Source organism: Paraburkholderia sp. J76, assembly GCF_905220295.1.
Classification (GTDB): domain Bacteria; phylum Pseudomonadota; class Gammaproteobacteria; order Burkholderiales; family Burkholderiaceae; genus Paraburkholderia.
The window spans coordinates 368,118-384,640 of the sequence record NZ_CAJMZJ010000003.1 but is presented as its reverse complement, the minus strand read 5'-3'; the positions used below and the strand labels follow the sequence as shown (position 1 = coordinate 384,640).

At 64.9% G+C, this 16,523-nt stretch carries 12 protein-coding genes; 5 read left to right on the top strand and 7 right to left on the bottom strand.

Annotation, left to right across the window (positions count from 1 at the left end; genetic code table 11):
* Positions 1-75: 75 nt before the first annotated feature.
* Together U5768_RS08305 and U5768_RS08300 are read right to left on the bottom strand one after the other, a co-directional pair.
* Positions 76-1,668: an ABC-F family ATPase gene (locus U5768_RS08305; RefSeq protein WP_322029888.1), complete on the bottom strand. Its 1,593-nt coding sequence runs from the start codon at positions 1,666-1,668 to the stop codon at positions 76-78.
* Positions 1,669-1,868: 200 nt separating this feature from the next.
* Positions 1,869-2,768, bottom strand: a complete 900-nt coding sequence (locus tag U5768_RS08300) for an NAD(P)-dependent oxidoreductase (protein WP_322029887.1) — start codon at positions 2,766-2,768, stop codon at positions 1,869-1,871.
* A gap of 169 nt (positions 2,769-2,937) precedes the next feature.
* Between U5768_RS08300 and U5768_RS08295 the strand changes: the two genes are divergently transcribed.
* Complete coding sequence (locus U5768_RS08295) at positions 2,938-3,147, top strand: dodecin (protein WP_322029886.1); 210 nt, start codon at positions 2,938-2,940, stop codon at positions 3,145-3,147.
* 166 nt (positions 3,148-3,313) lie between these two features.
* On the opposite strand, the gene U5768_RS08290 is transcribed toward U5768_RS08295, so the two are convergent.
* From U5768_RS08290 to U5768_RS08275, 4 genes are all read right to left on the bottom strand, one after another.
* Entirely contained in the window at positions 3,314-4,399 is a 1,086-nt protein-coding gene (locus U5768_RS08290) for a BMP family ABC transporter substrate-binding protein (RefSeq protein WP_322029885.1), read from the bottom strand.
* Between the two features lie 110 nt (positions 4,400-4,509).
* Positions 4,510-5,439 carry an ABC transporter permease gene (locus U5768_RS08285; RefSeq protein WP_322029884.1) on the bottom strand — a complete coding sequence of 310 codons (930 nt, stop codon included), beginning with the start codon at positions 5,437-5,439 and terminating at the stop codon, positions 4,510-4,512.
* Between the two features lie 39 nt (positions 5,440-5,478).
* The gene (locus tag U5768_RS08280) at positions 5,479-6,585 is read right to left on the bottom strand and encodes an ABC transporter permease (RefSeq protein ID WP_322029883.1); all 1,107 of its coding nucleotides are present in this window, start codon (positions 6,583-6,585) and stop codon (positions 5,479-5,481) included.
* 52 nt (positions 6,586-6,637) lie between these two features.
* Positions 6,638-8,263 carry an ABC transporter ATP-binding protein gene (locus tag U5768_RS08275; protein WP_322029882.1) on the bottom strand — a complete coding sequence of 542 codons (1,626 nt, stop codon included), beginning with the start codon at positions 8,261-8,263 and terminating at the stop codon, positions 6,638-6,640.
* 271 nt (positions 8,264-8,534) lie between these two features.
* Between U5768_RS08275 and U5768_RS08270 the strand changes: the two genes are divergently transcribed.
* On the top strand, positions 8,535-9,467 hold the full coding sequence (locus tag U5768_RS08270; RefSeq protein ID WP_158757707.1) for a LysR substrate-binding domain-containing protein: 933 nt from the start codon (positions 8,535-8,537) through the stop codon (positions 9,465-9,467).
* Positions 9,468-9,515: 48 nt separating this feature from the next.
* Here the strand turns inward: U5768_RS08270 and U5768_RS08265 are convergent, their stop codons facing one another.
* A complete protein-coding gene (locus tag U5768_RS08265) occupies positions 9,516-10,916 on the bottom strand; it encodes an 8-oxoguanine deaminase (protein WP_322029881.1) in 1,401 nt (466 codons plus the stop codon).
* 589 nt (positions 10,917-11,505) lie between these two features.
* Here U5768_RS08265 and uraH point away from each other — a divergent pair.
* The 3 genes from uraH to U5768_RS08250 all read left to right on the top strand — a co-directional run bounded on the left by uraH (position 11,506) and on the right by U5768_RS08250 (position 16,438).
* Positions 11,506-11,859: a hydroxyisourate hydrolase gene (gene uraH / locus U5768_RS08260; RefSeq protein ID WP_322029880.1), complete on the top strand. Its 354-nt coding sequence runs from the start codon at positions 11,506-11,508 to the stop codon at positions 11,857-11,859.
* Positions 11,860-12,005: 146 nt separating this feature from the next.
* The gene (locus U5768_RS08255) at positions 12,006-13,199 is read left to right on the top strand and encodes a urate hydroxylase PuuD (protein ID WP_322029879.1); all 1,194 of its coding nucleotides are present in this window, start codon (positions 12,006-12,008) and stop codon (positions 13,197-13,199) included.
* Between the two features lie 416 nt (positions 13,200-13,615).
* Positions 13,616-16,438 carry a YadA-like family protein gene (locus U5768_RS08250; protein ID WP_322029878.1) on the top strand — a complete coding sequence of 941 codons (2,823 nt, stop codon included), beginning with the start codon at positions 13,616-13,618 and terminating at the stop codon, positions 16,436-16,438.
* Positions 16,439-16,523: the final 85 nt, after the last annotated feature.

The following is a 16,523-nucleotide window of genomic DNA, read 5'->3' as shown; positions in this document are numbered from 1 at the left end:
CAAAACGGGCGACGCTCACGCGCCGCCCGTTCTCATTTCACGCCTCGAACGCCTTGATCAGCGTTCGATCGAATCTCACTGCAGCCCCTGGCTAACCAGGAAGTCCTCGTAGTTGCCGCTGTAGTCCTTGACCGTGCCATCGGTTTTCACTTCGATGATGCGGTTGGCGAGGCCGTTCACGAACTCGCGGTCGTGCGACACGAAAATCAGCGTGCCTTCGAACTTCTCGAGCGCGATCTGCAGCGACTCGATCGACTCCATGTCCATGTGGTTCGTGGGCTCGTCCATGAGCAGCACGTTGTGGCGGCCGAGCATCAGCTTGCCCCAGATCATGCGGCCCTTCTCGCCGCCCGACAGCACCTTCACCGACTTGCGGATGTCGTCTGCGTTGAACAGCAAGCGGCCCAGCGTGCCGCGCACCGACTGCTCGTCGTCCCCTTCCTGGCGGTACTGGTCGATCCAGTCCATGAGCGTGACGTCGGCCGGGAACTCTTCGTACGTGTCCTGCGGCATGTAGCCCACGTTCGCGTTTTCGGCCCACTTCACCGAGCCGTTGTCGACGGCCAGGTTGCCGAGCAGCGAGCGCAGCAGCGTGGTCTTGCCCGCGCCGTTCTCGCCGATGATCGCGATGCGCTCGCCCGGCTGCACGCTGATGCTGAGCTTGTTGAAGATGCGGCGCTCGTAAGTTTTCGTGATCTCTTCCGCGACCACGACGATGTTGTGCAGCTTCTTCTCGAACTCGAAGCGGATGAACGGGTTCTGGCGCGACGACGGCTTGAATTCCTCGATCTTGATCTTGTCGATCATCTTCAGACGGCTGGTGGCCTGGCGCGCCTTCGACTTGTTCGCCGAGAAGCGGCGCACGAAGTCCTGCAGGTCGGCCACGCGTTCCTTCGCCTTCTGGTTCGCGGCCTGCTGACGCTCGCGCGCCTGTGCCGAAGCGAGCATGTAGTCGTCGTAGTTGCCGGGCCACACCTTGAGCGTGCCGTAGTCCATGTCCGCCATGTGCGTGCAGACCTGGTTCAGGAAGTGTCGATCGTGGGAAATGATGATCATGGTCGAGTTGTACTCGTTCAGAACATCTTCCAGCCAACGGATCGAGTTGATGTCGAGGTTGTTGGTCGGCTCGTCGAGCAGGAGCACGTCCGGCTTCGAGAACAGCGCCTGCGCGAGCAGCACGCGCAGCTTCCAGCCCGGCGCCACGCCGCTCATCGGGCCGTTGTGAAAATCGGTGCCGATGCCGATGCCGAGCAGCAGTTCGCCCGCGCGCGCTTCGGCCGTGTAGCCGTCGTACTCGGCGAACTTCGCTTCGAGTTCGGCGGCGTGCATGTAGTCGTCGTCGGTGGCTTCGGGGTTCGCGTAGATCGCGTCGCGCTCGCTCATGGCGGCCCACATTTCGGTGTGGCCCATCATGACCACGTCGAGCACGCGCACGTCTTCGTATGCGAACTGGTCCTGGCGCAGCTTGCCCAGGCGCACGTTCGGTTCGAGGATGACGTTGCCCGAGCTTTGCTCGAGGTCGCCACCGAGGATCTTCATGAACGTGGACTTGCCGCAACCGTTCGCGCCGATCAGGCCATAGCGGTTGCCTTCGCCGAATTTGACCGAGATGTTCTCGAACAAGGGCTTCGGCCCGAATTGCATGGTGATGTTGGCGGTAGAGAGCACAGCGCGTCCCGGAAAGTAGATCGACGAAAAACCTGTAATTTTAGCAGGTTATGCCACTTCGCGCGCGAGTTCCAGCCGCGTCGGCGCCCCTGCTTCGCGCAGGATGACACCGCAGCAAGTGAGGAATGTGAAGGCCGCCGTGCGCGCCGGTTACAACGGGGCCGCATCGGCTGCGTGGAGTAAGCGGGGGCTCGATCCGTTCACGGCTCGCCGGTGCGTGGCGTGTGCAGCACGTCGATAAAACCCGAAAAGTCGGCCTGCGCGAGGCCCATGGCCGCCGCCAGACGCAGCAACTGCTGGACGGTGCCCGCCACGGGCATGGGCGTGCCGGTCTGAGCGGCTGCGGCGGCGACGGTATCCACGTCTTTCTGGAATGTCCTGAGTGCGCCGATGGGTTCGAGCCCGTCTTGCGTCATGCGCGGCACGAACGTGCGCAGCAACGTCGAATCGGCCCAGCCGCCCGCAAGCGCATCGGGCAGTCTGGCCGCGTCGATGCCGCTGCGCCGGGCGAGGCTCACCGCTTCGGCAATCGCCGCGACGGTGGCCGTGACGATCGCCTGGTTGCACAGCTTGGTGGTCTGGCCCGCGCCCGCGCCGCCCATGTGGGTCACGCGCGCCGAGTAGGCGGCGAGAATCGGCGTAACGGCTTCGACGTCGGCCGCCGCCCCACCCGCCATGATCGCCAGCGTGCCGTTCTGCGCGCCCGCCACGCCGCCCGAGACCGGCGCGTCGACCCAACCCATGCCGAAGGCCGCCGCGCGCTCTGCGAGCCTGCGCGTCGCGTCGGGCGGGATGCTCGAATGATCGACGATGCGGCGCACGCGCACGCCCTCGCCGGGCGCGCCGGCTAAAAGCCCGTGCTCGCCGAACACCACCTGCTCGACCGCCGCCGCATCGGCGACGCACAGCAACACCACGTCGCATTGGCGCGCCAGTTCGCCGGGCGTCGCGGCCACTTGCGCGCCATCGGCGACCAGCGCTTCGGCTTTCGCCAGCGAGCGGTTCCACACCCGCACCGCATGCCCGGCACGCAGCAAATGACGGATCATCGGCGCGCCCATCAATCCGGGTCCGCAAAAACCCAATACCTGCTCGTTCATATTCTTCGTCTCCTGCCTCAACCGTTGCCGGGCATGCTCGATGCTCGGCTTCACGCGAGGCGCCATCATAACCGGCGCTGGACCCGTTCTCGTTTGCGCCGGCGTGCGGTCCGTTACCTATACTCGATTGACGCGCCCACGCCGCGCGCGCTCCCGAGGAGACACTGCCATGAGCGACCACGTCTACAAGCAGATCGAACTGACCGGTTCGTCGAAGGTATCGAGCGACGAAGCCATCCGCTGCGCCATTGCGCGGGCGTCGAAGACGCTGCGCAACCTGCACTGGTTCGAGGTCGTGGAAACGCGCGGACTGATCGAGAACGATCAGATCTCGCATTGGCAGGTCACGATCAAGGTAGGCATCCGCATCGACGACTGATACGGCGCGGCTTCGCACCGCGTCGGCGCGATCAGGGCGAAATCAGGGCGAAACGGCTGCGCGAGCCTCGAAGGCTGCACGCAGCCGCTTTACGTGCGCATGTCGAAATCGTACGAAGAATGCGCTCGCGCTCGCCGTAAAGGCGGCGAGCGCGGTCGAGCCATGCTTACTTCGGCAGCGAGCCGTCCACGCCTTCGACGTACCAGTTCAGGCGTTGCAGTTCCGGGTCGGTCAGCGTCTTGCCCGCCGGAATCTTGACCGCGCCCGTCTGATCCTTGATCGGACCCGTGAAGACGTCCCACTTGCCGCTCGCGATCTGATCGCGCTTCGCGGCCACGGTTTTTTGCGCGTCGGCTGAAAGCTCGGACGTGTTGACGTCGCCCAGATCGACGGCCTTCTGCGGAATGCCCCACCACACCGGGTCGTTCTTCCACTTGCCGTCGAGCACCTGCTGGATCGCGGCGACGTAGTACACGCCCCAGTTCGCCTCAACGGAGCCCAGGTGCGCATGCGGGCCGAACTTCTTCATGTTCGAATCCCACCCGAACGCGTGAACCTTCTTTTCTTCGGCGGTGGCGAGCGTGGCGCTCGAATCGGTGTTTTGCAGCAGCACGTCGGCGCCCTGGCCGATCAGCGTTTCGGCGGCCTGCTTCTCCTTGCCCGGATCGAACCAGCTATTGATCCAGATGACCTTCGTATGCACCTTCGGATTCACGGATCGCGCGCCGAGCGTGTATGCGTTGATGTTGCGCACGACCTCGGGAATCGGCACCGAGGCGACGAAGCCGAGCGTGTTGGTCTTCGTCGCGTAGCCCGCCGCCACGCCCGCGAGATACGCGCCCTGATACATGCGCACGTCATAGGTGCCGAAGTTCGGCGCCTTCTTGTAGCCCGTTGCGTGCAGGAATACGGCGTCCGGGAAATCCTTCGCCACCTTCAACTGGAAGTCCTGATAACCGAAGCTCGTGCCGAAGATGATCTTGTTGCCCTTGTTCGCCAGGTCGCGGAACACGCGCTCCGAATCCGCCGACTCCGGCACGTTTTCCACGCGCGTGATCTTGATCTTGTTGCCGAACTTCTGCTCGGCGACTTTCGAGCCCTGATCGTGCGCGAAGGTCCAGCCGGCATCGCCCGGATTGCCGAGATAGACGAACGCGACGCCCGGCGCGTCGGCGGCGTGGGCCGCAGGCGCGAGAGCCGCCGTGCCGCACGTGGCGGCGACGGCGAATGCGGTCAGGATGGTTTTTTTCATCGTGGATCTCCTGTCGTGAACGGGTAAGGCTGCGAATTCGATTAATCAGGTATGCATAGGTTTATTGCTCACGCCGCGCCACCTGGGCGGCCCCACCTGGGCGGCCCCACCTAGGCGGCCCCAAAGAACGGCTTGCCTAGCGAAGCCGGCGCGTTCAGGCGGATCGTGTTCGGGTTGCGCGAAATAAGCACGAGCACGACGATCGTCGCAACGTACGGCAGCATGGCGAGGAACTGCGTGGGCACCGGCACGCCCACGGCCTGCGCGTAAAACTGCGCGCCCGTGACCGCGCCAAACAGCAGCGCGCCGATCAGGAGGCGCCCCGGTCGCCATGTCGCGAACACGACGAGCGCAAGCGCGATCCAGCCGCGCCCCGCGGTGATCTGCTCTTGCCACAAATGCAGTTGCACGACGGAGTAATAGCTGCCTGCGAGCCCCGCCATCGCGCCGCCGAAGGCCGTTGCGCCGTAGCGCACGCCGATCACCGGAAAGCCCACCGAATGCGCGACGTATGGCGACTCGCCCACCGAGCGCAGCACGAGCCCGGCGCGCGTGCGATAGAGAAACCAGCCGACCACGGCGAACATGACGAACGCAAGGTAATCGACAGGCGTGAGGCTAAAGAACGCCTGCCCGACCACGGGCAGTTGCGAGAGCCCCGGAATGGGCCACGCAGAAATGGTCGCCGACGTTGCGGCCGACGTGTACGGCTTGCCCACGTACGCCGAAAGCCCGACGCCGAAAATCGTGAGCGAAAGCCCCGTTGCGACCTGGTTGGCGAGCATGGTGAGCACGAGAAAGCCGAACAGCAGCGACATCGCCATGCCGGCGGCCATGCCCGCAACGAGGCCGAGCCACGGATTGCCCGTGATGGTCGTGACCGCGTAGCCCGTCACGGCGCCCATCAGCATCATGCCTTCCACGCCGAGGTTGAGCACGCCCGACTTCTCGGTAACGAGTTCGCCCACACCCGCAAACATGAGCGGGATGGCGGCGGTGACGGCGCTCGATGCGAGCGAGCTGGCTTGCTGGATATCCATGTCGTGTGGCCTCGTTCGTTGTTCTCTGGATAGCGCCGGTCAGTTCACAGCCGCGACCGGATGATGGCGGCGCACGCGGTAGTTCACGAACAAGTCCGCGCCGAGCAGACAGAAAAGCAGCAGCCCCTGGAACACGCCGGAGAGCGCCTGCGGCAGTTGCAGCGATGTCTGCACCGCTTCGCCGCCCAGATAAAGCAGCGCCATCAAGAGGCTGGCGAGCACGATGCCGACCGGATGCAAACGCCCCACGAACACGACGATGATCGCCGTAAAACCGTAACCGGGCGACCACGTGGCCTGCAGTTGGCCAATGGGACCGGCAATCTCGCCCATGCCCGCCAGGCCCGCGAGGCCGCCAGAAAGCAGGAGCGACGTCCAGATCGTCTTTTTCTCCGAAAAGCCCGCATAGCGCGCGGCGAGCGGCGCGAGGCCGCCCACGCTCATGCGGTAGCCCGCGAAGCTGCGGCGCATGAAAAGCCACACGAGCGGAACGGCCGCGATCGTCAAAAAGATCGATGCATTCAGGCGCGTGCCGCGCAGCCAATGGATGCGCCAGTCGCCGCCGAAGGTCGGATAAAGCGCGTCGCCGCTGAACATTTCGGAGAGCGGAAAGTTCATGCCTTGCGGGTCGCGCCATGGGCCGCTCACGAGCCAGATCAGCAGTTGCGTGGCGACGTAGGTGAGCATGAGGCTCGTGAGAATCTCGTTGGTGTTGAAGCGGCTCTTGAGCCACGCCGGAATCGCCGCCCACGCCATGCCGCCCAGCACGCCCGCGAACATCATCAGGAAGAGAATCCACCAGCCCGTGGCTTGATCGAAGTAAATGGCCACGCCGCTTGCCGCGATGCCGCCCAGCACCATCTGCCCTTCCGCACCGATGTTCCACACATTCGCGCGATACCCCGCCGCGAGACCGAGCGCGATCAGGCACAACGGCGAGGCCTTGAGCAGGAGTTCGGACCAGCCGTTGACGCTCGAGAGCGGTTCGATGAAGAACGCGTGCATGGCCTGCAAGGGATCGCGGCCCACGAGGCCGAAGATCAGGAAGCCGATAGCGAGCGTGAGCAGCGCCGCAATGAGCGGCACGGCGATGCGCACCGTGCGCGACGGCGTCGTGCGGGCTTCGAGTCGGTACGGGAAGATCATGGTCGTGAAGTCGGTGGTCGGTCGGGTGGTCTATGTTTTTATGCGTCGCGCCTCAGGCGTTCGCCACGCTCTGCGCGGGCGGCTCGCCGTTCGGGCGGCCCCCGTCTGCGCGATCGGCGCGCTCGCCAAAGAGGCCCGCCATCCAGCGGCCGATTTCCTCGGCGTTCGTCTCGCCCGTCAAACGCGCGGGCGAAAGGCGCCCGCCCGCAAGCACGGCAATGCGGTCGCAGATGTCGAAAAGCTCTTCCAGCTCTTCGGAGATCACGAGTATCGCAACGCCGCGCGCCGAAAGATCGAGCAACTGCTGACGGATGAACGCCGCCGCGCCCACGTCCACGCCCCAGGTGGGTTGCGCGACCACGAGCACCTTCGGCGCCTGGAGAATCTCGCGGCCCACGATGTACTTCTGCAGGTTGCCGCCCGAAAGGCTTTGCGCGAGCGCGTCCGGGCCGCCGCAGCGCACGTCGAACGCGCCGATGCAACGCTGCGCGAACGCGCGCATCGCGCCGGTCCTGAGCCAGCCCGAGCGCACCATGCCTTCGCGGTGCGCCGTGAGCAACGCATTTTCGGCGAGCGACATGGCCGGCACCGCGCCGCGCCCTAGCCGCTCCTCCGGCACGAACGCGAAGCCGAGGTTGCGCCGCGCGCCCGCCGAAAGCCGGCCCGCAGACTTACCGCAAATCTTCACGGCGTCGGCGCTCACGCCGTGACGCACCGCTTGCGCTTCGCCCGAGAGCGCCGCGAGCAATTCCGCCTGACCATTGCCCGACACACCCGCAATACCGAGAATCTCGCCCGCATGCACGTTGAACGAGACATCGTTGAGCGACGTGCCGAACGGATCGTCGCTCGGCATCGACAGGTGCTTCGCTTCGAGCAGCACGTCGCCGGGGGCGTGCGCACGCCGCGTGTAGCCGGGCAGTTCGCGCCCGACCATCAGCCGCGCGAGCGAGGCATGCGTTTCCTCGCGCGGAATGACGCGGCCTGTGACACGGCCGCCGCGCAGCACGGTGGCCGTATCGCAAAGCTCCTGGATTTCATCGAGCTTGTGGCTGATGTAGAGAATGCTGCAGCCTTCTGATGCAAGGCGCCGCAGCGTGCCGAACAGCTTGCGCACCGCTTGCGGCGTGAGCACCGAAGTCGGCTCGTCCATGATCAGAAGACGCGGGTTCTGCAGCAGGCAGCGCACGATCTCCACGCGCTGGCGCTCGCCCACCGTGAGGCTATGCACGTGGCGCTGCGGATCGACGTCGAGGCCGTATTGCGCCGACACCTCGCGAATGCGTTTGCCGAGCGTTTTGAGGTCGAACGGTTCGTCGAGCGAAAGCGCGATGTTCTCGCCAACGGTCAATGTTTCGAACAACGAAAAATGCTGGAACACCATGCCGATGCCGAGCTTGCGCGCCGCGGCCGGATTCGCGATTTCGACCGCGTGGCCTTCCCAGCGGATCTCGCCCGCATCCGGGCGCACCGCGCCGTAGACGATCTTCATGAGCGTGCTCTTGCCCGCGCCGTTCTCGCCGAGCAATGCATGGATTTCGCCGGGCGCGACCGAGAGCGTGACGTCGTCGTTCGCGCGCACCGCCGGGTACTGCTTCGTGATGCCGGCAAGCGCGAGGCGCGGCACGCCGCTGCCGTCCTGCGCAAGCGCTGACTGACCTGAAGAAGAATCGCCCATGGAGGTTCCGCCGTTGTACGTTATTGCTATCCGTTTGACGCCAGCCGTCGCGGCGACGCGCTGTGCGCCGCCGTGCGGGGGTGACGATACCCGTTAGCCCTGCGAAGGTCGAGCCGCCAAAATTCGCCGTTGCCTTGCTGCACGGGCTGGCCGCGCAACCCAGCGAGCGAGCCTTGGGGTAAGCCTCGCTTGACGCCACTTTTTGTCCATATTAAAAACGATATACCCCCAAGCCTGATCGATCAGCCAGAACATATAATTCGGAGAGTTCATGAGTCAGCAACGCGAGGCGATCGACACGTACCTCTTGCGCGTCTTGCATACGCTTCTGATGGAGCGCAGCGTGACACGCGCGGCCGTCAAGCTCAATCAGTCGCAGCCCGCCATCAGCGCGGCGTTGCGGCGTCTGCGCGACATCACCGGCGACCCGCTCCTCGTGCGCGGCAAGTCCGGCATGGTGCCGACCGAGTACGGCCTGCGCCTGCTCGAGCCCGTACAGAACGCGCTGCGCGAGATCGAGCGCATCCGCTTCCAGCAGCACAACTTCGATCCGGCCACGTCCATCCGCTGTTACAGGATTGGCTGTCCTGACTATCTGAACGTCCTGTTCGTGCCGACCGTGGTCGAGCGCTTTCGGCAGGCCGCGCCCAACGCCACGCTCGAATTCCACTCGCTCGGACCCGCGTTCGACTACGAACTCGCGCTCGAGGAAGGCAAGCTCGACATCGTCATCGGCAACTGGCCCGAGCCGCCCGAGCAGCTTCACCTTTCGAACCTGTTCGTCGACCAGATCGTCTGCCTGATGAGCAACACGCACCCGTTCGCCAAGCGCGGCGGGCTCACGCTCGACCAGTATCTGAACGCGCCGCACCTCGCGCCCACGCCCTACTCCGTGGGCCAGCGCGGCGCCATCGACGTGCACCTCGCGCGCGAGCGCCTCAAGCGCCACGTGGTCGTCACGCTCCCGTACTTCAATCTCGCGCCATACGTGCTCGTCAAGTCGGACCTCGTCTTTACGACCACGCGCCTTTTCGCCGACCACTACGCGCGCTTCCTGCCGCTCACGGTCGTGCCCGCGCCGCTCGACTTCCCGCCGATGCAGTACTACCAGTTGTGGCACGAACGCTGTCATTACTCGGACGAAGTACGCTGGTTGCGCAGCCTCATCGCGGAAGCGACGAAGACGCTGATCGACAAGCCTTGAGTCACGCGGGCGCCACCGTGCGCCCGCCTTCCGCCTCCGCCTTCCGCTTTAACGCGCCATCTGCACGAGCTGCGCCGCGAGCCGGTTGTGCCGCTCGATGACCGGCCCAAGCTCCACCGTCTGCAGCACGCCCTCCTTCACGACCACGCGCCCGCCGATCACGCTCAGCGCGACCTGTGCGGGCGCACAAAACACGAGCGCCGCGACGGGGTCGTGCAACGCGCCCGCGAAAAGCGGCTGGCGCAGGTCGAACGCCACGAAGTCGGCCGCCATGCCGGGTGCGAGCGCGCCGATGTCGTCGCGGCCCAGCACCTGCGCGCCGCCCAGCGTCGCGATTTCGAGCGCTTCGCGCGCCGTCATGGCGTCGGGCCCGAACCCCACGCGTGCAAGCAGCATGGCCTGACGCATTTCCGCCACCATCTGCGCGCCGTCGTTCGACGCCGAGCCGTCCACGCCGAGCCCGACCGGCACGCCCGCGAGCCGCATCTTTTTCACGGGCGCGATGCCCGAGGCGAGCCGCATGTTGGAGCACGGACAATGCGCGACGCCCGTGCCGGTGCGGCCGAACAGACCGATGCCGTGCTCGTCGAGCTGCACGCAGTGCGCATGCCATACGTCGCGGCCTACCCAGCCGAGATCCTCGGCATACTCGGCGGGCGTCATGCCGAATTTTTCGCGGCTGTAAGCAATGTCGTTCACGTTTTCGGCCAGATGCGTGTGCATCGACACGCCGTAATGCCGCGCGAGCACAGCCGATTCGCGCATCAGGTCGCGGCTCACCGAGAAGGGCGAACATGGCGCCACCACGACGCGCAGCATTGCGTACCGGCCCTCGTCGTGATACGTCTCGATGAGGCGCTGGGTGTCGGCGAGAATCGCGTCCTCGCGCTCGACCACCGAATCGGGGGGCAAGCCACCGTCCTTCTGCCCCACGCTCATGCTGCCGCGGCTCGCATGAAAGCGCATGCCGATGCGTTGCGCGGCGCGAATGCTGTCGTCCAGACGGCTGCCGTTCGGATAGATGTACAGATGATCGCTCGACGTCGTGCAGCCCGAGAGCAGCAGTTCCGCCATCGCCGTGAGCGTTGAAACCTCGATCATTTCGGGCGTGAGGTTCGCCCACACCTTGTAGAGATTCGTGAGCCAGCCGAACAGTTCGGCGTCCTGCGCAGCCGGCACGGCGCGCGTGAGGCTCTGGTACATGTGGTGATGCGTGTTGACGAGGCCCGGCGTCACAAGATGGCCGCTGGCGTCGATTACCTCGTCGGCCGTGGCGGGCAATTCCGCCGTCGGCCCGACCGCGACGATGCGGTTGCCTTCCACGTAGATGCCGCCGCCGCGAATCTCGCGGCGCGCGCCGTCCATCGTCACCAGCATGTCCGCGTTCTTCAGCAGCAACGTCTTGCCTGGCTGTTGCGGGTCCTGGCCCTGCGCGAGTGTGCGTTCCATCGTCTTTGTTCGCTCCGTTGTCGTTCCGCCGCGAGCGCGTTGTCATCGCTGTGCGCCCGTGCGGCGTGTGAACCAGACGCCCTCGCCTCACCCGCCGGCCATGCCGGTCGCCCAGGCGCCCGGTGCCGACGCGTCCCGACGAGGACGCCGCTGGCCCGGTTACCCGGCGTCCACCGCCGTCTTCGGGACGCGCAGCACGCGCTGCGCATGGCCTCTACGATCCGCAACCAAAATAGTCGTGGCAATTCGCGCCGCTGCGATACCCACATTTTGGCTACGCATATAAAGGTCGATTTTTGGCGCCGCTACGATGCAAACAAGGACCGCGCGAATCCAGGGCGCAATGCGTGCGCGCGGCGAGGCGGCACCCAGGGCGTACCCTCATGCTCGAAGATTTATCTTTCCTATCGCTCGCGCGCGGCGGGGGCGATCGTTCTTAAAATGCGTTCACGGCGCTCGCTTCGATCCGCCGACGGGTATGTAGCCACTGACGTGGAGCCTCGATCCGCCGCAAATGCATCATGCATGGGATCGAGAGCTGCCGCTGAAACCTCGCAATCGCACCAGGCACTCACAAGGAAAACTGCGAATGGGCAAGCTGACTACCCACGTGCTCGACACCGCGAACGGCCGTCCCGGCGCGGGCATCAAGGTCGAGCTATTTGCGCTCACGGGCGACGCGCGACGCGCCCTGAAAACCGTGACCACCAATGACGACGGCCGCTGCGACGCGCCGCTGCTCGAAGCCGAATCGCTCGTGGCGGGCGAATACGAACTCGTGTTCCACGCCGGCGACTATTTCGCCGCCCTCGGCGCGAAGGTGCCCGAGCCGCGCTTCGTAGACCGCGTGGTGCTGCGCTTCGGCATTGCCGACGCCGCGGCGCACTATCACGTGCCGCTGCTCGTTTCGCCGTGGTCGTACAGCACGTATCGCGGAAGCTGAGCGGCGCTTTTTTTCGCGTCGATTCGATTCATACCAACAACAACGGCGGCACAGGCCACGCATAGCGCGTCGAGCCCCTTGCGCCTACCCCCGCAGTTCGCGCGGACCTTTTCGCGCGCGCAATGCATCAGGACTGGAGACGTTTCATGGAAGGCTTTATTACCGACTGGCTGAACCTCGCGCTGCGCTGGTTCCACGTCATCGCGGCGATCGCCTGGATCGGCGAATCGTTCTATTTCGTCGCGCTCGACAACAGCCTCAAACCGCCTACGGACCCGAACCAGCGCCGCCGCGGCGTGTTCGGCGAACTGTGGCACGTGCACGGCGGCGGCTTCTATAACATGCAGAAGTACACGGTGGCGCCGCCCGAAATGCCCGACGACCTGCACTGGTCGAAGTGGCCGTCTTACACCACATGGCTCTCGGGCGCGTCGCTCTTCACGGTGCTGTATCTCATGGCGCCGAACACGTATCTCATCGACAAGAACGTGCTCGACATGGGTCCGGTCGTCGCGATCTTCTCGGCGCTCGGCTTCCTCGCCGCAGGCTGGATCGTCTACGACTCGCTGTGCCGCCTGCTCGGCACGAAGGACAAGCTGCTCGGCGTGTGCGTGGGCATTTATGTCGTGATCGCCGCCTACCTCGCCTGCCATATCTTCTCGGGCCGCGCCGCGTATCTCATCATGGGCGCCATGCTCGCGACGATCATGTCGGCCAACGTGTTCTTCGTCATCATTCCGGGCCAGCGCAAGATGGTCGCCGCGATGCTCAAGGGCGAAGTGCCGAACCCGATCTACGGCAAGCGCGGCAAGCAGCGCTCGGTGCACAACACCTATTTCACGCTGCCCGTGGTGTTCGCGATGCTGTCGAACCACTACGCCATGACCTACGCCCACGCCTATAACTGGGCGGTGCTCGTGGTCATCATGCTGGCCGGCGCGCTGATTCGCCAGTTCTTCGTGATGCGCCATCGCGGCCAGCAGCTTTGGTATCTGCCGATCGGCGGCGTGGCGCTGATGTTCGTCGCGCTGGTGTGGACGCTGCCGCGCCCGGTCGTGCCGCAAGCCGAAGCCGCGAATATGCCGGCCGTCAAGATCGCCGACATCCAGCCGATCCTGCAGCAGCGCTGCGCCGCGTGCCACTCCGCGCATCCGACGTTGATGGGCGCCGCGCCCGCCGGCGTGATGTTCGATACGCCCGCCGAGATTTCGCAGAACGCGCAGCGGCTGTATCAGCAGGCCGTGACGCTCAAGGCGATGCCGCTTGGCAATGTCACGCACATGACCGACGACGAGCGCACGAAGATCGCCGCGTGGTTCCAGGGCGGCGCGAAGGAGTAGCCGGCTAACGCCATTGCCACGAAGTGGAAAACCCGAAGCTCAGTTTGTGCTTCGGGTTTTTTGTTTTTGCTGGGTTACCCCACGAGGAATCCCTGTTTTACGCGTTACGCGTGAGATAACTCTCATATATTTGTCGAATAATGCGATCCAAATAAGATTCCTCAGTCAGTCCGCGCCAACGCCGTGCCGTTTTCAGAGTTCTCCGATACTCGTCTACTCTCCTGATTAATAAAGTTCGACTGATTTTCTATCGGAACCGTTATACGCGGAAACGATATAGCGGGGTCATTCCACGCGATGGAAAATCTTTCTCGCAGCTCGCGTCATGTCTGGGCACGCTACCCCTGGCTGATTCGCGCGTGAGGAATACCGACAACAATTAACGCCTACGGTATTTTAATTAATCAGGATAACGAATGAACAAGACCTACCGATCAGTCTGGAATGAAACCACGGGGACGTGGAATGCCGTGCAGGAAAACGCATCGGGCAGGAAGAAAGCGAAAAGGCTTACGGGTAAGTCACTATGCCTGGCGGCGCTGGGTACGCTAGGCGTTCTGACAACCGACGCAGCTCACGCGAGCACGGCGCTAGCGTATGTAGGCTATGAATACAATGGCGTGGACTACTGCGTCAAGGCTGGATACACCTCGTACATCAAAGGATGTCAAATGTGGGGGAGTTCGGTCACGAACTTTACTGGCAATAACATCGCGTATTTGAGCGGCAGCGTTGGGCCAGATCACGGCGGTGTCTGGGCTGCCGACTGGAATGCTGGACTTTGGTATGGCGCCGCACCGTCGAACACCACCCTCTCGGGAAGCAGTTCGCTTTACGTCGATTCGTCCGGCGTTACGGCACGTGGCGGCGCTATCAACCTGTTTTCCTTGTACGGCGTAAACGTTGGCGGTACTAAGATTCTCAATGTTGCGCCGGGCACGATCTCTTCCAATAGCATGGACGCCGTGAATGGCTCGCAGCTATACAATTTGGGCGCGAGTGTCGCGAAGGACCTGGGCGGGGGCGTGAGCGTGAGCAACAACGGCGCGGTGACGACGCCCAAATACGTCATCTCCGGCGGCACATACAGTGACGTCGGCTCGGCGCTCAACGCCCTGAGCGCGGGCGCGACGCGGGACGCCGTGCTCTACGATTCGTCCGCGCATAACGCCGTGACGCTCGGCGGCGCGGGTTCGAGTACGCCCGTGGCGCTGAAGAACGTCGCGGCCGGGGCAGTCAACGCATCGAGCACGGACGCCGTGAATGGCGCCCAACTCTACGGCGTGAACGCCTCGGTCACGAACATCAGCAACGACATCACGCAAATCCACAATACGCTCACCACGGCGGGCTGGGGCGCGCAGGCCGCCTCCACGAATCCGGGCGCGTACCCGATGGGCGGTTTTATCGCCGATGCGGACGGCAAGGTCAGCAATCCCGCTGTCCTCTATGTGCCGAACTCGACTGGCACCGCCAACGCCCAGATCGTTCTCGACCCCGGCAGCGGCAACAGCCCGTACTTCGTGAACGGCGACCGCACCCAAGGCCGGCTTCCCAAAGGCACCGTCATCAGCAACGTCGCCAACGGCATCCAGGATACGGACGCGGCGACCGTCGGGCAGGTCTACGACATCGTGGCGCAACAATCCGGCAACGGACCGCAAGGCGCGACGCCGCAGATGATGCTCAAGGCCGGCGCGATGCTTGCCGCGGCGCCCGCGGCCTCGGGCGTCAATTTCGCGAATGCGAACGGCGCCGCGTACAAGACCGCGGCCTATTACTCGCAGGTCCGCGGCGCGGCCAATTCCACCGGCTCGACCCCGCCCACCGATGTGGCGCGCGCGAACGGCGCGGGCACCGTGGCGATCGGCTCGAACGCGCAAGCGGACGGCGGCGGCGCCGCGACACTCGGCATTCAGTCGCTCGCGACCGGGAACGATTCCGTGGCGCTGGGCGCGGGCTCGGTGGCCAACAAGGACAACACGGTGTCGGTCGGCAGCGACGGCACGTCGCAGCGCGTCGTGATCAACCCCGACAACACCACCACGACCGTGCAGAGCCAGCTCAACACGCGCCGCATCGTCAACATGGCGGCGGGTCAGGACGATACCGACGCCGTCAACGTGGCGCAGTTGCGCGGCGTGACGGGCGCACTCGGCGGCGGGGCGGCGATCAACGCCGACGGTTCGTTCACCGCACCCGTGTACCACATGCAGGGCGGCACGCAGACCACGGTCGGCGACGCGCTCGGCGTGCTCGATTCGAGCGTGAGCGCGTTGCAGGCGAGCGGCATGCAGCCCGCGCAGCCGGTCGTGATCGGCGGCAAGCAGATGGGCTCGATCAACGAGGCGATCTCGAACCTCGACGGCCGCATCACGCAGAACACCACCGACATTGCGGCGCTCAAGGACACGGGTGCCGCCGCCACCACCGTTGCCCCCACCGACGCCGCCGCGCTGCACTACGATTCGAGCACGCACGATGCGGTCACGCTGGGCGGCTCGGGGGCGACTTCGACGGTGGCGATCACGAACCTGCAGAACGCCGCGCTGACGGCGAACAGCACCGACGCGGTGAGCGGCCAGCAGCTCTACGCCACGAACGAGCAGCTCGCCAGCCTCAACCAGGCTGTGCAGAACATCAGCACGAGCGGCTCCACTGGCGTGGCCACGAACTCGACCCACGCCGCGGCCGTCGCCACCGGCACGCAAACCGTTGCGCTCGGCGGCGGGGCCGTAGCGGCGGGCGCAAGCTCCACTGCGCTTGGCGATTCGGCCAGCGCGAAGGCGAACAACGCGGTGGCGCTCGGCGCGAATTCGGTTGCGGACCGCGACAACACGGTGTCGGTGGGCGCGGCCGGTTCGGAGCGCCAGATCGTCAACGTCGCGGCCGGCACGCAAGGCACGGACGCGGTTAACGTGAACCAGTTGAACAACGCAGTCTCGCAAGGCCAGCAGTACACCGATCAGCGTATTGCGGACGTGCAAGGCCAGATCAACACGGTTTCGAAGAACGCCTATGCCGGCGTTGCCGCCGCGATGGCCATGCCGAATCTCACGCCGTCCGGCCCCGGCCGCACGGTCGTGGCAGCGGGCGGCGGCTACTACAAGGGCGAAAGCGCGGCGGCGGTTGGCGTGACGTATCGGTCGCCCAGCATGCACTGGCTCATGAACGGCGCGGTATCCGTCACGAGCACGGGCGATACAGGCGTGCGCGCGCAGGTCGGTTACGAGTTCTGATCGCCACGTAGCGAACCTCGTGCCCGCTGCCTCAGTCTTCAAGGGCGGGCACCAGTAAAAAAGCCACGGCAAAACCGTGGCTTTT